Annotated in this window: 19 protein-coding genes; 11 read left to right on the plus strand and 8 right to left on the minus strand. The window is 63.0% G+C overall.

From position 1 onward, the window contains the following. Positions 1-294: 294 nt before the first annotated feature. Entirely contained in the window at positions 295-1,587 is a 1,293-nt protein-coding gene (locus AC1DGI_RS16320) for an IS256 family transposase (RefSeq protein ID WP_476899581.1), read from the plus strand. A gap of 687 nt (positions 1,588-2,274) precedes the next feature. On the opposite strand, the gene AC1DGI_RS16325 is transcribed toward AC1DGI_RS16320, so the two are convergent. Continuing rightward, positions 2,275-3,024, minus strand: coding sequence for an SDR family NAD(P)-dependent oxidoreductase (locus AC1DGI_RS16325; protein ID WP_476899582.1), 750 nt, complete (start codon positions 3,022-3,024; stop codon positions 2,275-2,277). A gap of 242 nt (positions 3,025-3,266) precedes the next feature. Between AC1DGI_RS16325 and AC1DGI_RS16330 the strand changes: the two genes are divergently transcribed. Beyond that, positions 3,267-4,880 carry an FAD-binding oxidoreductase gene (locus AC1DGI_RS16330; protein WP_476899583.1) on the plus strand — a complete coding sequence of 538 codons (1,614 nt, stop codon included), beginning with the start codon at positions 3,267-3,269 and terminating at the stop codon, positions 4,878-4,880. A 28-nt stretch (positions 4,881-4,908) separates the two neighbouring features. On the opposite strand, the gene AC1DGI_RS16335 is transcribed toward AC1DGI_RS16330, so the two are convergent. Continuing rightward, positions 4,909-5,895: an AraC-like ligand-binding domain-containing protein gene (locus tag AC1DGI_RS16335; RefSeq protein WP_476899584.1), complete on the minus strand. Its 987-nt coding sequence runs from the start codon at positions 5,893-5,895 to the stop codon at positions 4,909-4,911. Positions 5,896-6,143: 248 nt separating this feature from the next. Here AC1DGI_RS16335 and AC1DGI_RS16340 point away from each other — a divergent pair, with 248 nt between their 5' ends. From AC1DGI_RS16340 to AC1DGI_RS16350, 3 genes are all read left to right on the plus strand, one after another. After that, positions 6,144-6,674 carry a TetR/AcrR family transcriptional regulator gene (locus tag AC1DGI_RS16340; protein WP_441402054.1) on the plus strand — a complete coding sequence of 177 codons (531 nt, stop codon included), beginning with the start codon at positions 6,144-6,146 and terminating at the stop codon, positions 6,672-6,674. 223 nt (positions 6,675-6,897) lie between these two features. Continuing rightward, positions 6,898-8,118, plus strand: coding sequence for an acetyl-CoA C-acyltransferase (locus tag AC1DGI_RS16345; RefSeq protein WP_476899585.1), 1,221 nt, complete (start codon positions 6,898-6,900; stop codon positions 8,116-8,118). Next, complete coding sequence (locus tag AC1DGI_RS16350) at positions 8,115-8,528, plus strand: hotdog fold thioesterase (protein ID WP_441402056.1); 414 nt, start codon at positions 8,115-8,117, stop codon at positions 8,526-8,528. The genes AC1DGI_RS16345 and AC1DGI_RS16350 overlap by 4 nt, the downstream gene beginning before the upstream one ends. 131 nt (positions 8,529-8,659) lie before the next feature. Here the strand turns inward: AC1DGI_RS16350 and AC1DGI_RS16355 are convergent, their stop codons facing one another. Continuing rightward, positions 8,660-9,979, minus strand: coding sequence for an NADH:flavin oxidoreductase (locus AC1DGI_RS16355; RefSeq protein ID WP_476899586.1), 1,320 nt, complete (start codon positions 9,977-9,979; stop codon positions 8,660-8,662). Between the two features lie 378 nt (positions 9,980-10,357). Between AC1DGI_RS16355 and AC1DGI_RS16360 the strand changes: the two genes are divergently transcribed. Genes AC1DGI_RS16360 through AC1DGI_RS16375 form a run of 4 tightly spaced genes read left to right on the plus strand, consistent with a single transcriptional unit; the run spans position 10,358 to position 13,591 of the window. Then, on the plus strand, positions 10,358-11,230 hold the full coding sequence (locus AC1DGI_RS16360; protein WP_476899587.1) for an ABC transporter substrate-binding protein: 873 nt from the start codon (positions 10,358-10,360) through the stop codon (positions 11,228-11,230). Between the two features lie 49 nt (positions 11,231-11,279). Further along, positions 11,280-12,035, plus strand: coding sequence for an ABC transporter permease (locus tag AC1DGI_RS16365; protein ID WP_476899588.1), 756 nt, complete (start codon positions 11,280-11,282; stop codon positions 12,033-12,035). After that, on the plus strand, positions 12,032-12,793 hold the full coding sequence (locus AC1DGI_RS16370) for an ABC transporter permease (RefSeq protein ID WP_476899589.1): 762 nt from the start codon (positions 12,032-12,034) through the stop codon (positions 12,791-12,793). The genes AC1DGI_RS16365 and AC1DGI_RS16370 overlap by 4 nt, the downstream gene beginning before the upstream one ends. Positions 12,794-12,805: 12 nt before the next feature. After that, positions 12,806-13,591, plus strand: coding sequence for an ABC transporter ATP-binding protein (locus AC1DGI_RS16375; protein ID WP_476899590.1), 786 nt, complete (start codon positions 12,806-12,808; stop codon positions 13,589-13,591). 284 nt (positions 13,592-13,875) lie between these two features. Here AC1DGI_RS16375 and AC1DGI_RS16380 read toward each other — a convergent pair whose 3' ends face one another. Beyond that, positions 13,876-14,154, minus strand: a complete 279-nt coding sequence (locus AC1DGI_RS16380) for a cupin domain-containing protein (RefSeq protein WP_476899603.1) — start codon at positions 14,152-14,154, stop codon at positions 13,876-13,878. Positions 14,155-14,156: 2 nt separating this feature from the next. On the opposite strand from AC1DGI_RS16380, the gene AC1DGI_RS16385 reads away from it, so the two are divergent. After that, positions 14,157-14,357 carry a hypothetical protein gene (locus AC1DGI_RS16385; protein ID WP_441402627.1) on the plus strand — a complete coding sequence of 67 codons (201 nt, stop codon included), beginning with the start codon at positions 14,157-14,159 and terminating at the stop codon, positions 14,355-14,357. 294 nt (positions 14,358-14,651) lie between these two features. Here the strand turns inward: AC1DGI_RS16385 and AC1DGI_RS16390 are convergent, their stop codons facing one another. The 4 genes from AC1DGI_RS16390 to AC1DGI_RS16405 all read right to left on the minus strand — a co-directional run bounded on the left by AC1DGI_RS16390 (position 14,652) and on the right by AC1DGI_RS16405 (position 19,037). Next, positions 14,652-15,248, minus strand: a complete 597-nt coding sequence (locus AC1DGI_RS16390) for a fumarylacetoacetate hydrolase family protein (protein WP_476899604.1) — start codon at positions 15,246-15,248, stop codon at positions 14,652-14,654. Positions 15,249-15,544: 296 nt separating this feature from the next. Next, a complete protein-coding gene (locus AC1DGI_RS16395; protein WP_476899591.1) occupies positions 15,545-16,573 on the minus strand; it encodes an ABC transporter permease in 1,029 nt (342 codons plus the stop codon). Next, the gene (locus AC1DGI_RS16400; protein WP_476899592.1) at positions 16,570-17,529 is read right to left on the minus strand and encodes an ABC transporter permease; all 960 of its coding nucleotides are present in this window, start codon (positions 17,527-17,529) and stop codon (positions 16,570-16,572) included. Before AC1DGI_RS16400 ends, AC1DGI_RS16395 begins: the two co-directional genes overlap by 4 nt. After that, positions 17,526-19,037, minus strand: coding sequence for a sugar ABC transporter ATP-binding protein (locus tag AC1DGI_RS16405; protein WP_441402747.1), 1,512 nt, complete (start codon positions 19,035-19,037; stop codon positions 17,526-17,528). Before AC1DGI_RS16405 ends, AC1DGI_RS16400 begins: the two co-directional genes overlap by 4 nt. 305 nt (positions 19,038-19,342) lie before the next feature. On the opposite strand from AC1DGI_RS16405, the gene AC1DGI_RS16410 reads away from it, so the two are divergent. After that, positions 19,343-20,416 (plus strand): substrate-binding domain-containing protein, encoded by a 1,074-nt coding sequence (locus AC1DGI_RS16410; protein WP_441402746.1) that lies wholly within the window; start codon positions 19,343-19,345, stop codon positions 20,414-20,416. Positions 20,417-20,419 lie beyond the last annotated feature (3 nt).

Consider the following 20,419-nt stretch of genomic DNA (forward strand, 5'->3'; position numbering starts at 1 on the left):
AGCCGAACACCTCGTAGCCGAACACCTCGTCCTGCGGTAGCCAACCCGCGCATATCAGTCTGACAGCGCCGTCGATCAAGACGCGCCGGCCAACCGGAGCAGGCGGGGAGCGAACACAAAAGAGCGGTCCAAGACATCCAGCCTTGGACCGCTCACCCATGCCCTCTTGACAAGGAAGGCCTACATATCAGATGTATTAACCACGGACGTTGGTGACTCGGCTGGGGACTGTGGAATTAACGGTGTATCTGGCTCGACACGCCGGGCGGTGAGCCTGGCGGGAGGGAGCCCGATATGGCCGCAACACTTGAGGCTGTGCCGAGTACGAAAATCGTTGAGAAACTGACAGAGGAATCCGAGGCCGAGGCCGCGCGCGAGCTGGTGAGGATGGCGAAGGAACAGGGGCTGTCCCTAACCGGTCCTGACGGGCTGCTGAAGATGCTGACGAAGACCGTCATCGAGACCGCCCTGGACGAGGAACTGACCGAGCACCTCGGTTATGAACGGCATGACACGGCGGCTAAGGTCACCGCCAACTCGCGCAACGGCACCCGGTCCAAGACCGTGCTGACGGAGACGACAGGCCCGGTGGACATTGACGTTCCGCGGGACCGGGAGGGCACGTTCGAACCGAAGATCGTTGCCAAGCGCCAGCGCCGGTTGTCAGGCGTTGATGAGATGGTCCTCTCGCTCTATGCCAAGGGCTTGACGACCGGGGAGATCAGCGCACATTTCGCCGAGATCTACGGCGCCTCGGTTTCTAAGGAAACGGTCTCGCGGATCACCGACCGGGTGCTTGAAGAGATGGCGGCGTGGCAGAACCGGCCACTGGATGAGATCTACGCGGCGATCTTCATCGACGCGATCGTGGTCAAGGTCAGGGACGGGCAGGTCGCCAACCGGCCCGTCTACGCCGCAATCGGAGTCACGCTGGCCGGTGAGAAAGACATCCTGGGCCTCTGGGCCGGGACCGGCGGGGAAGGCGCGAAGTTCTGGATGAGCGTGCTCACCGACATCAAGAACCGCGGCGTGAAGGACAGCTTTTTCCTGGTCTGCGACGGGCTCAAGGGCCTGCCGGAGGTCGTGGCCAATGTGTGGCCGCTGACGACCGTGCAGACGTGCATTATTCACCTGATCCGGAACACCTTCCGGCTGGCCTCAAGGCAGGACTGGGACGCGCTCAAACGCGATGTGAAGCCGATCTACACCGCGGTCAACGCCGCGGCCGCCCGGGCGGCGTTCGAGGAGCTCACGGAGCGCTGGGGCAGGAAATACGGGGCGATCGTGCGCCTGTGGGAGAACGCGTGGGAGGAGTTCATCCCGTTCCTGGACTACGACGTGGAAATCCGGCGCGTGATCTGCTCGACCAACGCGATCGAATCTCTGAACGCCCGGTACCGGCGGGCCGTGAAGGCGAGGGGTCATTTCCCGACAGAGCAGGCTGCGCTAAAGTGCCTGTATCTGGTCACCCGATCCCTGGATCCAACCGGTGCCGGCAGGACCCGATGGACAATGCGCTGGAAGCCCGCTTTGAACGCCTTCGCCATCACTTTCAGCGACCGATTCCCGGCAGCCGAAAGCTACTAAAAGAAACCGCCGGATACACCGTTAATGAGATAGTCCCCTCGGCTGGCGTGCTCCGTTGCGGCGTCGGCGGTTCGTGCCTACTTCGTGGAAGATCGGGCTGCCGGTCATGCAGGTTGCTGTTCTCTTCCCCATGAGATGTTGGAAAGGATGTACTCCGCTGTGATTGTCGTCGATTTCGAGCTTGAGGTTAGCCCTCTTGTGTTGTGCCTATTCGGGGCCGGTCCTGTTCGGGAGGCCGGCTCTCTTTGCCGGGGCGAGATCGCTTGCAAGACACAACTGTCGCGCCCGGACGGCTATATAGGCATGCCGAGTCGGACAAAAGTGAAGGTGTGGACAGTGTCCACACCTTGGGTTTCGGAGCGGGTCGTACTAGTGCCGGACTGGGCCGGATTGCGGAGGTTTTCGGGGGAGTGGCGGATTTGCAGGGGCGGGAGTCCGGTTCGAGTCCCACCTCGGGCACAGTGTTTCCGCAGGTCAGTGGGGCTTTGGGCCACAGTGTGGCACAAACTGCTCTCTTATAGGCCCTGCGGCGGCCTTTTTGGTGCTGCTGCTGGGACCGGGTCGCCACTTCCTCGGGTCGGCCGGCTGGTGGATCCGTGTTCTTGACTTTTCAAGGCAGGGTGGGCTGTGGCTACATGACGTTTCCAGGCGGATTGGCCGGTGACCGCCCCTTGGCCTGGCTCGGACCTACATCATTGCGCTGGCTCCGCCGTCTACGACCAGGTGGGATCCCGTGACCCATTTCGCTTCCTCAGAGGCGAGGTAAAGGCCTGCATACGCGACGGCGAGCGGGTCCCCGGGCTTGCCGTCAATGGTGCGCTCTACGATCGGGGCGACCGGCGCGTTCTCGCCGTACTCCTCGAACATCGCGAGCACCGGCGGAGTCGCCATGACCCCAGGACTCACGCAATTGACGCGAACGCCGACGGCGACACCCTCGGCCGCGAGTTGCCGGGTGAGAGCGATGACGGCCCCTTTCGCGGCAGCGTGGGCGGCCTGCGGCAGGGCTCGTGCGCCCTGGATCCCGGCGCCCGAGCCGATGTTCACAATCGCACCGCCGACGGCGGCAAGGTGCGGCCATGCGCTTTGGCAGGCGTGCCACACCAGGTCCAGCTCGTTCTGGAGGGTGAAACGGTAATCTTCGGCGCTCATCTGTGCGAAGGGCGCGAATTTCGGTTTGCTGGCGTTGTTGTAAAGCACGTCGATGCGTCCGTGACGTTCGAGCGCATCGCCCACCCAGCGATCTATGTCCTCCCGGGTTCCCAGGTCCAAAGGAGCGCTAGATTCGATCGTGCCGCCCTCCGCCTTCACCAGGCGTACCGTCTCCGCGGCTCCTACTGCATCGAGATCACAACCGACGACTGTAGCGCCCTCACGTGCGAACAGTCGGGCGGTCACCCGGCCCATCCCGCCGCCGATGCCTGTCAGCAGAACCACTTTTCCTTCAAGACGACCACTAGTCATGGTTTCTTCTCCGTCTACCTCGTTTTATGTATTGGGCCCATGCAACCACGGCGCGGAGGGGACGGGGCAACGGAGCGGTGTGATGGTGCAGTTCGTGCACACTTCTGTGCACGAACTGCACTACGGGTCGGGCGGTCTCCCAGCCCCGGCCCAGATGGCTCAGGATAAGCAGCACGTGTTACGCACGCCACACTGCATCAAAGGAGATGTTTAAGATGAGTATTACCCCTGAGACGTCCGTTCGCCCGCTCCCACCCGGCGTCACCGAGTCCGACCTTGAAGAGGCACTGGCGGCGTTCGCCGCTGCGATCGGCGAAGAGAAGGTTGCTAGCGATGCCGCGTCCCTGGAGGACTTCCAGGATCCCTTCCAGGTTCCCGGCTCCGCGACGAATCTCCCGTCCGCCGTCGTCAGCCCCACGAGTACCGAGGACGTCCAGGCAGTCGTTCGGATCGCAAACCAGTATCGAATCCCGTTGTGGCCCATAAGCCGAGGCAAGAACAACGGCTACGGGGGAGCCGCCCCGCAGGTGCGCGGCTCCGTCATGCTGTCCTTCCGGAACATGAACCGCGTCTTGGAGATCAATGAGGAGCTCGGGTACGCCATCGTGGAGCCCGGTGTGAGCTGGTACGACCTGCACGACGCAATCAAGGCTGGCGGCCACAACCTCGTCGCCTCCATCGTGGACATCGGCTGGGGAGGCGTCGTCTCGAACACGCTCGAGCACGGGCTCACCTACATGCCGTACTCGATCGACCAGGCCTCGCACTGCGGCTTCGAGGTGGTGCTCCCAAACGGCGACCTCATGCGCACCGGCTCGGGCGCCATGGACAACAACCCGACGTGGCCGCTCTACAAGCGTGGCCTTGGGCCGACCTCGACTGAGATGTTCATGCAGTCCAACTACGGCATCGTCACAAAGATGGGCTACTGGCTGATGCCCAAACCCGAGGTGTACATGCCGCTGTGGCTGCGCGTCTGGGACGAGGCGCAGATGCCCGCCGTAGTCGATGCGCTGCGCGAGCTCATGCTGGCCGGCACGATCGACATGCGCCCGCAGCTGTCGAACACGCTATGCATGGCCTCGATGCTCACCACCCGTGCTGAGTGGTACACCGGTGAGGGCCCGATGCCCGAGGAGATCATCGACAAGATCGCCAAGGAGATGGGACTTGGCCGTTGGATGATGCGCTTTGCCCTTTATGGCGACGAGGCGGTGGTCGACCACAACTTCGCGAGGCTCGAGGCCCGTTTCCTTCAGATCCCGAGCGTGGACCTTATGGGCCAGAAGCACGGGGCGGACGCCTGGGAGACGCTGCCTAACCCGCATGAGCGGGTGCAGATCGGGGTGCCGAGCCAGGACCTGTACAAGATGGCTGGATGGTCAGGCGGCGAGGAGGGCGGCCACGTAGACTTCTCGCCGGTCATCCCGCTCACGGCGCAGCACGCGATCGCCGCGCAGAAGCTTATGGCCGAAATGTGCGCGGAGGTGGGCCTTGATTTCCTCGGTGGCATGCTCCCGATCAACGCCAGGTCGACCACGTTCATCAACGTGATCCCCTTTGACACTAAAAATCCGGAGCAGGTCGCCAAGGCGTATGCCCTTGCCAAGCGCATGGTCGCGGAGGCGGGGAAGCGAGGCTACGGTGAATACCGGGCGCACCTGTCCTTTATGGACCTGGCGGCTGACCAATTCGGCTTCAATGATCACGCGTTGCGGCGCTTCAACGAGACGATCAAGGACACCCTCGACCCGAACGGGATCATCGCCCCGGGCAAGTCGGGGATCTGGGGCACCCGCTTGAGGAAGGCCGGTTTCCCGCAAATCTGACCGCGCATCCTTAGGACCCCCCGCCTTACTAAAAGGGCGGGGGGTTCCCAGGTCCTTCCGGCAACTGCCTGGCATCCCGCGGCGCGAAACCGTGCACCTCGCGAAAAGCCCTGCTGAAGCTGGCCGGATGGCGGTATCCCCACCTCGCGGCAACAGTCGCGATCGTCGTTTCCGGAGACCGGCGCAAATCCAACACAGCACCTTCAAGCCGCCGCTCGCGGATCCAGGACGACACCCCGCTGCCGGAGGATGCGAAGATCTTGTGCACGTAGCGGGTGGACACGTAATGGGCCTGTGCGATCAGCTCGGGTCCGAGTTCCGGATCGTGCAGGTGCTCCATCACGTAGCGCTGCATCCGTGCGAGGAAGGCCTCGGAGCGGGAGCGCGGATCGGTAATCTGCGGATTGGAAATCTCCTGGGCACCGTACATGCCCCGGAGTAGCGGCAGAAGCATTTCTGCCGCGGATTCCCCGTCGGAGCCTAAGAGCCCGCCGCCGCTCGTGATGGTTCGGGCGAGCTGTGCGAGGAACGGCGTTGCCGGCCCGGTGAGTCGTCCTTGGCCCGAATCCACCCTCGTAGCAGATTGCCGGGTGATGCCCTCGGACTGCGCCCCGATGAACCATCTGGGAATGCTGAAGACGACTACCTCGAAACCTTCTCGGCTCTCAAAGGTGGAGGGCCGCGACGTATCCTGGCACGCAACGTCGCCGGGGCGGAGGACGCAACTGCGCTCGTCCTGCTCGATATGGATGGAGCCCTGGGTCAGCAGATACAGCAAGATGCATTCGGGGTCTGCAGTCGCGATCATCTGTGGCGTCCGGGCCACGCGGTGGGCAAGCCCTTGGATGGACTGGACCCGGACCGGTCCCATCTGCCCACCTGCCAGGCGGGCCTCAAAGGACGACGCCCCGACCGATTCGACCTGCATGGGGAAGAAGCGTTCGGCGATCCCCGCCGACCAGTAGTCCCGGCGCTCAGCTGGTGGCACCGAACGAGTGTCCAGTACTGACATCATGGCCACCTTTCAAGTATTCGATCCGCCCCGTACCGATTGTAAGGTGCGTCACATCAGTATTCAAAGATGGCGCGGCATCTCGTCGGCTGGCTGCCAACCAACGGCTGGATCTGGGGTCCCCTAACGTCCGGAGCAAAGGAATCGCCCGCAAGTGATTGCGTACGTTTCGTATTGGATGATCTGGCACGTATTGTTGGCGCATGGCAATTAGAAGCGAAGAGAGTCGTCGGGCCGTTTTGGAAGCAACCATGAAGTTGCTCGAAGACTCGGGGTCAGAAGGGCTTACGGTTCAAAAACTCTCCATTGAGCGCATTGCCCGCGAAGCGGGGGTCAGCAAGACCACCATCTACAGGTGGTGGTCGAGCAAGGTTGCTGTGGTAATCGATACATTCCTGGACAACCATGTGGCACGGACCCCAGTGCGGGAGGACTTGTCCGCGATCGACGCGCTCCGTGAGCACATGGCCTCGCTTGCGGACGTCTACGCCAGTAGTGAGGGCCGGCTCGTGGCGCAACTCATTGGAGAGTGCCAGCAGGATGAGGCAGCGATGTCTGAGTTCAAGAAGCATTTCTGGTCCCCGCGTGCGCTGGTTGTTGAGTCCCTGGTTGAGCGGGCCATCAGCGAGGGGTCAATGCGCAAGGATCTCGATGCTCAAGTCGTGACGGAGATGCTCTACGCCCCGATCTACTTTCGTCTGTTGTTCCAATCCGGCCCCCTCGCCGCCAAGGCCACCGATGCCGTCATGCAGACGGCGCTTGAGGGGCTTGCTGCAAAGTAGTGGCAGGTAGAGTACCCGCTCCTCCCGCGCAATGAGCGAGGACGCCCGGTAAGAAGGCCGAAACCTTGTGCAATACGATACGGTCCGTATATATTCGATTGTACGTCTGTCTCGGTACCTAATGTACCTACGGCACTTTGGCGATCCCGATCCGGCGAATTCCATTCCCGGCCCGTGGATTAAGTCTGCCGACGGGCGATCCACAATGAAAGGACACATCATCGTGAGTACCGCCATCGCGTCCAATGACGCGGTCATTGTCTCGTACCGCCGGACCCCGATCGGACGCGCCCGCAAGGGCTCGCTGGCCGGAGTGCGTCCCGAAGATCTTGCCGTAGCCGCAATCCGCGGAGCGCTCTCAGACCTCGGGCACATTGACTCTATCGGGTTGTCCGACGCCTACGTTGGGTGCGCGGTGCCGCAGGGTGCCCAGGGCGACAACATCGGGCGCCGCGCCATGGTGCTGGCCGGAATGGACAACGTACCGGCGGTGACCGTCAACAGGTTTTGCGCCTCCTCGCTGCAGGCCACCGCGATGGCGGCCCAGGCAGTGAAGGCCGGCGACGGGGAAGCGTTTTTGGTCGCGGGCGTCGAATCGACGAGTTCGACGCCGCCAGTAGTGGAGTCCCCGCACCCCGCTTTCGCGGACGCGGCACGGCGTGCCGACGAGCTCTTCGAATCGGATCAGCGCTGGGAGGATCCGCGTAATTATGGGCAGCTGCCCGACGTCTACGTGTCCATGGGCAAAACCGCCGAGTTCGTGGCACGCCAAACCGGGACCACCCGCCGCGACCAGGACGAGTGGGCCTTGGAATCCCAGCTCAGGGCAGAGCAGGCCATCAAGTCCGGATACTTCGCCCGCGAGATCGTCCCGGTGACCACGACCACAGGCGCCGTGGTAAGGACGGACGACGGCCCGCGCCCTGGCACCACCCTGGAGGCCCTCTCCGGCCTGAAGCCCGTGTTCCACGAATCCGGAACAGTCACGGCAGGAAACGCCAGTCCGCTCAATGACGGTGCTTCTGCCTTGGTGGTCATGAGTGCACAGCGCGCGGGCGAACTGGGGCTCAAGCCGCTGGCCCGCATCCTGGGCAGTGCCGCAAGCGCCCTTTCGCCGGAAATCATGGGTCTTGGTCCGGTGGACTCGTCCCGCCGCCTGCTTGAGCGCCTCGGACTGACGATCGGGGACATTGACATTATTGAACTGAATGAGGCTTTCGCCGCGCAGGTGGTTCCCGCGGTGCGGAAGCTTGGCGCCGATCCGGAGCGGGTCAACCCGTTCGGCGGGGCAATCGCACTGGGGCACCCCTTCGGCGCGACCGGCGCCCGGCTGGTCGGGACGCTTATCAATGGATTACAGACCACCGACGGTGCGCTCGGCCTGGCCACGCTCTGCGTCGGCGGTGGCCAGGGCATGGCGATGGTAGTGGAGCGGCTCGCGTGAACCCCGCAACGCTGATTGCTGAGCCAGCCCGCTCGATGCTGGCCGCCGACCGTGCCCTGGAAGGCATGGGCATCACGGTGCTGCGTGCCAGTGAGGGGCGAGCCACTGCAGTCCTGACCGTCATGCCTGACATGGCCAACGGGCACGGCATTGCCCACGGCGGTCTGGTGTTCGCCCTGGCCGACACCGCTTTCGCGATGGCCGCCAACACTTTCGGCGCCGGAATAGCGACCGCCGAGGCTTCCATCTCCTACATTTCTCCGGCTCACATCGCCGACGAACTGGTTGCCTCCGCGGAAGTGAGCTTCCACGAGGGCCGCCGGATGATTGTGGACGTCATGGTACGCGCGGGGGAACGGACAGTGGCCATCTACCGCGGAACAGGACGCGCCCTTCGGCCGGTGGAGTGAGTTTCTAAGAAGCCCCATATTAAAAGGCGTGTGCGCCCGGACTCCAACGGTGGAGTCCGGGCGCACACGCCTTCGTGCCAAGGTTTCCACGCCGGACCCCCCCTATGGCGGCGGTCCGGCGCGGCCATAGGTCAGTTCTTTGAGCCCTTCTGGCCGGCGGTTGCCAGCTTGTCGGCGATGCCCATGAGAACCGGGGAACCGGTCGCGGCGATTAGCAGGCTCTCCACCGGACGCTTGAGCATAATGGATACAGGTTCCTTTGCCCCCGCGAGAACCGCTTCGCGTCCCATCGCTGCGTTCTTGTGGCAGCGCACCGGCACATTAAGGATCAGGCGTCGCAGGCACGAGTTGTCGTGGTCGCACCACGTAATCTCATTCTGTCGGCCCTGGAGCACCTTGTTGGGGAAATCCGGGTCGGCCAGCAGTTGCCGCGCCAGCATGATCCCGTCAGCGAATCCGGCGGTGATGGCATCTGCGCTTTGCCGCGGGTTGTAGGTGCTGCTCAGGAGCAATGGGACGTTGGGCATGGCGGCCCGGAATGCCTGCGGCTCTCCGTGCTCGATGATTGCACCCGATTCGGACGTCACGTTGTCGTTCATCGACTCGTAATTTGCATCGCTCAGGGCGACATATCCGAGTCCTTCCCGTGCGACGATCGCCGCCACCTCTGCGAATCCCTCGGGTCCCTGGCCGTCGGGAAGGTGGTCATTGCTGCTCATCCTCAAGCCCACCGGATAATCAGCACCGACTTCGGCGCGAATCGCACGAATCGTGTCGACGAGGATGCGGGCGCGGTTTTCGGCGCTGCCGCCGTATTCGTCGGTCCGCCAGTTGGTGCGCGGGGAAAGGAAGGAGGAATAGAGGTAACGCATGTGTGCGCCGAGCTCGACGCCGTCGAAGCCGGCTGCCTTGGCCCTGAGCACGGCGGCGACGGTATCGTTCTGGACTTCCAGGATCTCATGTTTGGTGATTTCGTCCGGAGTCGGATTGGTGCGCCCGCCGGGAATGTAGAGGCCGTGCGGGAGGCGAGGTGCTGCCATGCGGACGGGCTTAGGGCTTGCCGCACGTGTCGACCTGCCCTCGGCAGGTACGCCCATGGCACCGAAGCTTGGGAAGATCTGGGCAAAGATCGGGACATCGTGTTCGTGTACAGCATCGACCATGCGCTTGAGTCCCGGAACGAAATCGTCACGGTCAAAGCGCATCAAAGGCTGGAACGGCGCTTCCTGGTTCCCGCGCTCGGTGGCAACAGTGCCGCCGATGATCAGCAGCCCGGCGCCTCCGCGTGCACGAGTGGTGAGGAATGCGATGGTCTGCTCGCTGGGGTGGCCGTCCTTCGTGGGCTGGAGCACTGCCATGGGGCTGAGGACGTAGCGGTTCTTGATGGTGAGGCCGTCGATTTTCCAGGGGCTGGAAAGCACCTCGGCGACGGTAGCGGTCTCGGTGGACATTGTTCTCCTTGGATTTCGGTGGAACTGGGCTGAAGTGACGCACACCGCAATTACGTTCGACTCGTATCGTATCGCGTCCGTGCCGCGTTTCATATGGAATGCCCGGGATTTCTTAGACCGCGACCCCTTACCGTCACCTACTCGCGGAGACGCTCGGCCTCGTGGGAAGCCCGGGGGTGGCCTTGACAAGACCGGGAGCGTCGCTTAGCGTCCAATACGAGCCGGACCGTTTCGAATCCGAGAACAGACGACACTGGAGGACTAATGCCCAGAACTTCCCGAACCCTAGCAGCGATTGCTGCCCTTTCGGCCAGCGCATTGTTACTGGCCGGTTGCTCAGCCAGCGGGGCAGCGCCCAAGGAATCGGCAGGAGGCACCGTGGCATTGGCCGTCGGCGTGACACCCATAGCCAATGCGGCCTCCGTCTACATCGCAGAACAGCAGGGATTTTTCAAGGACGAGGGCTCGAATGTCACGGCCACGACAATCCAGACCGCGTCGACGGCGATCCCCTCCTTGCTCAACAACCAACTCCAGATGGCGCTGATGACCTCGGTTCCCATTGTCACGGCTGCCTCAAAGGGGCTGCCGATCCGGGTCGTCTCGGGCAGTGACCGCTATCCGATAGACCCGAAGCATGACACGACTGCTCTGGTCGCCGCGCGGGGCAGCGGTGTCGGCTCCATCAAAGATCTTTCCGGCAAGACGGTGGCCGTAGTGGGGCTAAAGTCGGCGCCCGAGCTGGCCCTGCGGGTACTCCTGAGGAATTCTGGCGTAGATCCCGGCCAAGTGAAAGTCGTGGAGATCGCGTACCCGGACATGGTTCCGGCCCTTCAATCCAATCGGGTTGATGCGGCTTTCATCGTCGACCCATTCCTTTCCAAAGCACAAGCCGCGGATCTGCCCGTGATCGGACGGCCGTTCACCGAGGGTATCGGCGGGATGAGCGCGTTGGAGTGGGTGGCCAGTGATGCATTCGCGAAGGCCAACCCGGACGCTGTCCAGCGGTTCACCAAGGCAATGAAGCGCGCCGGAGAGTATGCAAACGAGCATCCGGAGGCCGTGCGCAAGGTCGTCCCGGAATTCACCTCGTTGTCCCCGGAAGTCATTGCGAAGTCCGTGATTCCCACCTATGACACAAAGCTCGGCGTCGAAGATATCCAGGCCTTTTCCGACTTGATGGTCAAGGAAGGATTCATCAGTGACGGCTACGACCCGGCAAAGCTCATCTGGACCCCTGCAGGCAGCTAAGGCACCGACCAAGCACCGGCCGTCCAAAGCCGCATCACGAAGAGGGACGGTGAGCCGGCTATCCCAGCTGGGCGTCGTCGTGCTTGTGCTCGGGGCCTGGCAGGTAGGGGCGAGCACCGGGCAGCTTGGTGCCGTGCCCACGCCGCTGGTTGTGGCCGGCGCGGTGCTGGGACTTGTCCTGGACGGATCGCTGTGGGGACCCCTTGCCGAGACTCTGACCAGCTGGTTTATCAGCCTGTTGCTCGCGGTAGTCATCGGCGTGGTCATCGGGTTTCCGCTCGGCGTAAGCCGGTTAACCTACCGGATGTCCGTGGTCGCGCTCGATTTCCTGCGAACCATTCCCGCATTGGTCTTTGTCCCGCTGGTTGTCCTGCTCTACGGTGCGGGTCTGCAGAGCACGATCCTGCTGGCCTTCTTCGGTGCAGTGTGGGCAATGCTCATGCAAACCATCTACGGCGCGCGCGACCTGGACCCCGTGGCCCGAGACACCTTCCGCTCCTTCGGCGTCCGCCGCTGGGACACGGTGACCCGGCTTCTGCTCCCGACGGCACTGCCGTACATGGCCACCGGGGTCCGACTGGCTGCCGCTATCTGCCTGCTGATTTCAATCAGTGCGCAGATCGTCATGCCCGCGGGCGGATTCGGGGAGCAGATCGTCATTCATCAACTCGGTGGTGCGCTGCCGCAGATGTTTGCCTACATCGTGCTATGCGGGGTCCTTGGCATGGCCATCGACTCAACATTCCGCTGGTTTGAACGCAGCGCTCTCGCGTGGCACCCGTCGCATCGAAAGGTTAGCCCATGAGGCAAAGGATCCCCCGGTTCTTCCTGCCCGCCATCGTCCCGGTGCTGCTTATTGCGCTGTGGTGGATTGCCAGCGCCGGAAGCACATCGATCTTCTTTCCTCCGCTTGCCAAGATTTGGCAGAGGTTCCATGAGCTGTGGATCTTCGACCTCGTGGGGGAACACGTCGTGCCCAGTCTCAACTCGGTAGTGGTCGGTCTGGGCATTTCCATCGTGCTCGGAGTTGGCCTGGGCATCGTGCTCGGGCTGAACGATGCCATCGCCTCGGCCGTGGGACCACTGCTGCAGTTCATGCGCTATCTGCCCGCGGTGGCAATGCTGCCGTTGGCCATCCAGCTGATGGGCATCGGTCCCGACATGCGCGTCGTGATAGTGGTGCTGGGGGCGCTGTGGCCGGTGTTGCTCAACACAATCGACGGGGTCAGGGGAGTGCACCCTGCGCTGGTGGACGTCGCAAGGTCCAACAGGCTTCGCCCCGTCGACTGGGTTTTTCGGGTGGTCGTCCCCAGCGCGTCCCCACAGATTTTTGCAGGGATCAGGGCCAGCCTCGCGGTTTCAGTCATCCTGATGTTCGCCAGCGAACTGATGGGCGCCTCGCATGGGATCGGCTATTTCATCCTGCAGACCCAGCGCCAGTTCTCGTTGCCCGAGATGTGGTCTGGGATGATCCTGCTCGGCATCATCGGCTATTTACTCAACGTCATCCTTATGCTCGTCGAACGATTTGCGCTCGGTTGGCACCGCGAATCGCGAAGCTGAAAGAAGGTCCACATGCAATCCATAGTGACTCCCATTTTGGAAGCCGACAGGCTCGGCAAGTCCTTCGGCGACAACCAGGTTCTCGCCAATGTCACGTTCTCCGTGGCGAACGGTCAGTTTGTCTGCATCGTTGGTCCATCCGGCACGGGCAAGACCACGCTGCTGCGTGCCTTGTCGGGGCTGGGGCCCGCAAACAGCGGAGAAGTGAGGGTCAACGGACGAGTTGTCTTGCAGCCACCTGCGGAACTTTCGGTGGTGTTCCAGGACTACAGCAGGTCCCTCATGCCCTGGATGAAGGTGGGAAAGAATGTGGAGCTGCCGCTGCGCCGTCTCGGGCTCTCGCGCGAGGAACGTCGGAAGCGTGCGATTCAGGCGTTAGCCGATGTGGACCTGGGGCATGCCAAAGACCTGTATCCGTGGCAAATGTCAGGCGGCATGCAGCAGCGCGCAGCGATTGCGAGGTCGCTGGCCTACCGCCCCGAGATCTTGATCATGGACGAGCCCTTCGCCTCCGTGGATGCCCAGACCCGTGCGGACCTCGAGGATTTGATGCTTGATATCAGGGACCGCCTTGGAGTTACGATCGTCCTGGTGACGCACGACATTGAGGAAGCGGTGTACCTCGCCGACAAGGTCATTGTCTTGTCAGGTCAGCCGGCCTCCGTGGCTGCCTTGGTCGAAATACCGCTGGGCACCGGACGCGACCAGATCGAGACTAAGTCTCGCCCGGACTATCTGGAGCTCCGTGCCGAGATCCACCGAATGATCATGCGGAAATCCGACACTATTGCACGTTAGGCGCGACGTGGCGAGCTCCCCGGTGCTGAACGGTTCTCCTTGACGAAGCTGTGCCGTCCGCGTTGGCATGATGTTGTCGACGGCCCTGGCGATTCGCGCCGGGGCCGTTCCTGGGTACGGCCGATGCGCAGGGTCGGTAAGGCGGTGCCGCACGGCGTTTACGACCTGGCTGCCAACACCGGCTGGGGCACTGCTCACCACGCTGCTGGCCCTGCACGAACGGCAGCGGGAAGCCAGCTGGACGAGCCGCGCGGGCACCGTCCGAGGTTGACCGAGCCCGGTGCTTATCTCACGATCTCACCGCCGAGTCGGCGGTCAGGTGGCATCGAAGCCTTGATTAATGCCCGCTTCGCCGCTATCTGTGCCGGTGCGATCGGTTCGGTCCCGACGATAACGAACATTACGCGGGCGACCTTGTCGGTACGGTTCGACCATGCGTGCGCAGTGGCGCGTTGAATTGCGACGTCACCGGCCTTCAAAGTGGCTTCGCCATCATCGACAAGGAGCGTCATCTCGCCTTCAAGGACCATAGCGTAGTGATTGACTCGGTGCGGTGGAACCAGAAGTGTTTACCACCGCTGTGTTCAATGCCAGCCGCACGCCCTTCCTGACCGCCCATCTCGTCGAAGACCGCTTCGCCCGCGTCCTGCGGGTATCCGGCGTCCTGAGAAAAATCGGCGACTCGCACCACGGTCTGTCCTACTTCGGGGAAATTGAACTCGCGGCCAGCCGGCGCTCGATCTTGGTCCGACACGTGGTCGACTGATCCCTCGGGCGTGAACCAAACGACGGAGGCACCGAATCCGGGCACAACCCCGGATGTGAACGAGTTCAGTGCGTCGTGATCGTTGAAGAGAATGACGGCACGACCCTCGTCATTGTGACCGGTCACTACGCGACGCAGGGGCTTTCGTCCGGGCATGCTTTAGTCCTCTTCAAAGGGGAAGGGCTGTGGCGTAGGCCACCACGTTGGCGATTCTTTCTGCTCCGCGATCGGAGAGCGCAATACACCGACACCTTCGAGCTCAAGTTCGAGCACATCGCCGGGCTGCAAGAACTTTTAGAGTTCGGCACCAGCGCTGAACGCCATTGTGCCGGAACCGATGAGATCGCCAGGCTGCAAGCCGTCGAACTGGGCGACATATGAGACAGTCTCCTCTGGCGTCCAGGTAAATTCCTCGACCTTGGTCTTGGACCAGACTTCGCCGTTGACGCGTACTTGACCGTTGAGGCCGATGATCGACATGATCTCGTCCAGGGTGACAATCCACGGTCCGATGCCGTAGGCAAAGTCCTTCGAATGCTGAGCACCCATGCCAATTGGTGCCTCGAGAACCTGAAGGTCGCGGAGGGACCAGTCATTGAAAATGGTGATACCGACGACGTGCTTGAAAGCGTCCTCAGGCGTGACGTTCCTGCCGGGCTTGCCAATGATGTATCCGATTTCCAGCTCATAATCCAGCTGCTCGCTGACAGACGGGTAAGGAATCGTTTCGTTATTGCCATGAAGCGTTGCGGTCGAGCCCGGAAGAAGCCCGGGCGCTCGTAGACCGCCCGAGTCGGCTTCGAATGCATCACGATACCGAAGAAGTTCTTGATGTGGCCGTTGACGGTAAGGCTGTCGCCTATGACTGGTGGTTTGATCGCCGCTCTCCAGGAAACTTCGTCGATCGGCGTCGAGGCGTCATCTGATGCTACGAGTGCCCTGTCTGCAGCCCCCAAATAGAAATCGCCGGCTCGCGGAATGTCGCATGCGCGAGATGGCGTATCCCTCCACGGTGGCGCCGTCCTTCTGGAGCGCTAGCGCGTACGCTTTCTTCAGATCGATGACGCGCGAATTCTCTGGTTCGGCAGCGACGATGCGGATTTCGCGAGCGGCAATACGCTGCGGTTCGATCCGTGGGGGCGGGATGCCCGCCCCCACGACTCTTGTCTGCAATCAGGAACCATAGGTCAGAACCTGTCGCGGACGTGGCGTTCGCGCCCGTAGAGCGAGACCACGGCCAGGATGATGATCCCGAAGATGATCCGGCTCTGCGCCTCGGAGAGTCCGTTGCTCACAATGATCGTGGACAAAAGGGTGAGGGTGAGGGCGCCGAGCAGCGTCCGGGTGTAGCTGCCGCGGATCGAGCCAAAGATGGTGCCTCCAACCAGGACGGCCGCCAGGCACGAAAACAGGTACGGTTCCCCGATGGTCTGCGACCAGCCTGAGCCGTAGGAGGCAATGAAGATGCCGGCGATTCCGGCCAAAGCGCCGGAGGCGGCAAAGACCAGGGTCCACACAACGGAGGTGCGAATCCTGGTCAGCCGTGCGGCCCGGAAATTGACTCCCGTGGCGTGGAATCGGCGCCCTGCGGCGGTGCGATTGAGGAAGATCCACATGCCCACACCGCAAAGCAGCACGATCAGGATGATCGGCGGGAACGGCATGCCGAAGGTGGTTCCCCGCAGGCTCGCCAAAGAACGCAGCGCTGTCGGCGGAGCGGAGGAATAGTCCCCGTCGGCGAGGAACAGCGTCGCTCCGGTCAGCGCCGCACCGGTGCCCAACGTGACCACCAGTGGCTGGACGGCGAAACGGTGGCAGATCCAGCCGATCAGGGCACCGATGCCCCCGCAGACCAGAACCGCGATCAGCACTGCCACCACCGGCGGGACCGCAAGCTTACCCGCGACGTTGGCCGCCATGAAGGCACCAAAGAGGATGTAGCCAGGTGCCGCAAGGTCCAGTCCGCCCAGGATCACCACGAGCGTCTGGCCCATGGCAGCCAAGGCCAGCAGGGAGGTGATGACCAGGATCGAGGTGACGGACCTGGGGTTTGCGATGGCAGGGATGGTAATAACCAGCCAAGTCGCCAGCGCCAGGACGACCAGGACCTGCAGGGCGGGCACTTCGAAGACCCAGGCTTTGAACCTGGTGAAGGGCCGGGCGAGCTGGCCTGCCGGTGCCGGTGCCGGTGCCGGGGAAAGGGTGTCACTACTCATGATGCGTTCCTTTTCAGACGGGGAGCCAGCAGCGTCGCGCCCAGTACGACGCCAATGACAAGTACGGAGCCGTAGGCGAATTGGATGAGGCTCGGTGCCACGCCTGACGCCGTCAGCAATTGCTGCAGCAGGTAGATGGAAAGCGCGCCGAAGAGCGCGCCGAGCAGTCCGCCGCGTCCGCCGGCCAGGCTGGTTCCGCCCAACACCGCGGCGGCAAGCCCGAGCAACGCATAAGTGGTGGCCAGCGATGACTGCGATGACTGCACGATCGCAGTCAAGGCAATTCCGGCGATTCCGGCAAAGAGCCCGCCGAGCGTGTAGGCCAGGATGCGGACCACACGGACGTTCACTCCGGATCCGTAGGCGGAGACGTCGCTCTCGCCGGTGGCCAAGAGATTGCTGACAAAAGCGGTGCGGTGCAGGCCGAACCAGATGAGGCCGGCGGCGCCGATCGTCAGCAGGGCGCCAGGGAGAATGCCGATGCCGCCGGCGAAGAGCTCGGTCCAGTTATCCGGGGCGGCCACTGGGTTCTGGGCGATGGTCAGCGACATTCCCACTAGTAAGAACAGCATGCCCGTAGTTGCGACCACCGGGTGCAGACGCAGGACGGCGACCAGGACTCCGTTCAACGCTCCGACCCCGGCGGCAACTGCCAGGATGATGGGAGCCGCCAGTTGCCAGTTGCCCAGCCCTGCGGGGATGAGGACAGCGACAAAGAAGCAGTTGATGAACGTGGCCAGGGGACCGACGGAGATGTCGATGCCGCCAGCCAAGATTGAGGGCGTGGAGGCGAATCCCACCAGCACGAACGGCGCCAGCGTCGCCAGGGTGCCGGGCAGGCGCGCGGGGGAAAGGAAGGAGGGCGAGATGAAAAGGTTCAGCACCAGCAGCACCAGCGCGAGCAGCAAAGCAAAGGCGAAGGGCCAGCGCTGGAACAGGGTCAGGACGCGGTTCATGTGAGGACCTCTGATTTCTGGCCGAAGTATGCGGCGACGATGGATTCGGTGGACAGCTGTGTGTGAGGGATCTGGGCAAATACCGCTTGGTCGCGGAAGACCAGGACGCGGTCAGCGAGGTCCACGAGCTCGTCGACCTCGCTGGAGAGGACCACGATGCTCATGCCTTCCGCGCTGAGCCGGTGCAAGATGGCGTAGATCTCCCGCTTCGTCCCGATGTCGACCCCTCGGGTGGGATCATTCAGCAGCAGGACCTTGGGGTCGGTGGCAAGCCAGCGGGCTAGCAGCACCTTCTGCTGATTGCCACCGGACAGGGTGGAGATGGCGTCCTGCGAGGAGCCAAAGCGGAGGGACAATAATTGCGCGAAGGCATCGAACCGGCGGACAGCGCTGCGGGTGCCCAACAAGCCGCCGCGGGTGTCCTTCGCCATCGTAGGGAGTGCAAAGTTTTCGCGGATCGACATGGACTCGAACAGCGACTCGCCACGACGTTCGCGCGGCAGGTAGGCCACTCCCAGGACATCCCCGTTGTGCTCGTTAAGCTCCACGGCGCCCTCGGCAAGGAGGCGCGCAACGCTGCCCGGCCCATCTGCCACACCGGCCAGGCGCTTTATGAAATGGTCCTGACCGTGGCCCTCAAGCCCGGCGAGGCCTACGATCTCGCCAGCGCGCAGCTCGAAGTCGATGGGTGCCGAGGCTGGTGCCAGACGGATGGCCGCTCCCTGAAGGACGGTGTCCCCGGGGGTATGCGGTTGCCGCCGGGTGTCGTCGTCGGGGCCTGAGTTTCCGGTCATGTCCGAGATCAAGCGGCTGATGGATAGGTCCGACCTCTCCACGGTGGAAACGCTCTGTCCGGACCGCAGGACGGTAACCCGGTCCGAGATCTCCGCGACCTCATCCATGCGGTGCGAGATGAACAAGATGGCCGTGCCCTTGGCCGCGAGCCGGCGCATCTCCGTGAAGAGCCGGTCGCGGGAGCTGACGTCCAGGGAGGCCGTCGACTCGTCGAGGATGAGCACCTTCGGGTTGCGCACGAGTGCGCGGGCAATGCAGAGGGACTGCCGCCCTGAGAGCGAGAGCTGCCCCGCGGGAAGATCCAGCGGAATCTCGCCGGCGATGCGTGTCAGGACGTCTTGGGCTATTGATCGTTGCTCGGCGCGGCCCAACCGGCGACGGAACATTCCGTGGGACCCCAGCCAGACGTTCTCGAGGACCGATTGGCTCCCTGCGGTGAGGACTTCTTGAAACACCGTCGCAATGTCCAGGTCCATGGCGGCTCGGGGCGATCGGCTGGTTACGGGGATGCCGTCCAATGTGACGGTGCCGGAATCGGGGCGGTGGACGCCTCCTATGATCTTCACGAGGGTGCTTTTCCCGGAGCCGTTTTCGCCCAGGAGGGTGTGGATTTCGCCGGGTCGGAGGTGGAGCTCGCCATGGACGAGGGCGCGGGTGGCACCGAAGCGTTTGCTCACGCCGGCGAGCACCAGGCCGGATGGTTGGTCGGTCACGGCGGATCTCCTTGGCAATAAATGTGGTGTGGGTCATATTCGAAACTAGACGAATCGTACAGCATGTAGCTAGTCTGATGCGATACGCAACGAAGCGTTCATTCGGTAAGGAAGAACACATGAAGAAGATGCCCTCTTTCCCCCGTTTCACAACGGTCGGCGCTGCGATCCTAGGGGTCAGCGCCCTTGCCCTCACGGGCTGTGCGGCGTCTGGGCCAGCGGCGCCGGGCTCCTCCGGAGGAAACGCGCCCGGGTCGGCGGAGTCGGCGGCCGCAGGTACTTGTGGGTCACTGCCGGCGGATACCGTGAATGATCCCAACGGCCTGCTAACTGGTTTCCCCAAGGAAATCGCCGCGGGGTACAACCTCTACCCGTACGAGATCCGGAAATCGGCATGGGCCGGCTACAAGTCGAAGAAGACTGACGGTTTCACTGCGGCGATCGTGGGCATGCCACCTGCCAGCCCATTCATTGCCTCCATGTCGGGGGCGATTCGCACGAGCCTGAAGGCCAGTGGTGTCAAGATCGTTGGCGAATTCGCGCCGGATGACCCGTCGAATGTGCCCCTTCAGCTCCAGCAGTTCAATGAGGCGCTCTCGCTGAAGCCGGACGTCATCATTTACACGCCAATCGCACCGGAGCCGTCCGTCGGCCTGGCCAAGGCCGCATTTGACGCCGGCGTCCCACTGGTTGCGGCCCAGGTGCCGATCGATTCCGAGTTTGCCGTGAGCGTGACGAGGAATACCCCGCTCGCGATCGCCCAGGTGACCGCAGGCACGCTGAGGTCAATTGGCGGAAAGGGTAACGTCTTGCGCGTCGATGGCATCCCGGGCATCCCGGTCTCGACCTTCGCAAGCCTGGGCATCGATGCCGTCCTGAAGAACTGCCCTGAGATCAAGGTCGCCGGGTCGGTCACCGGCTTCTTCCAGCCGGCAACGGCCCAGGCGGAAGTCCAGAAGTTCCTTGCCACCAACCCTGCCGGGGTGGCCGCCGTTCTACAAGCCGGAACGATGGGTGTAGGCATCCGCAACGCCTTTGAGGAATCGGGCATGGACGTCCCGCCGATCGCCGATGACGGATCGAGCCGCGGATTCTCGTCCTGGGCGCTGGCAAAGAAGGACTACCCGTTCTTTGGCACGACGACCCCGTCGGTGCGCACCGGTGAGGCAGTGGCCGATGTGGCCCTGCGCATCCTGAAGGGCCAAGGTCCGAAGATCAACCAGATCGTTGAACCCTCGGTGATCGTCTCCCGGGAGAACCTCGCCAAGCTCGCGGATTCCTCGTGGGACCACAATGACCTGACCGATCTGGCCGGTGCCCCCGAGGACTTCTTGCCCACCGACCGGCTCAACAAGTTCTTCTCGCAGCCCGGCGCATAAGGG

The sequence above is a fragment of the Arthrobacter sp. 05N428_2 genome (assembly GCF_056397065.1).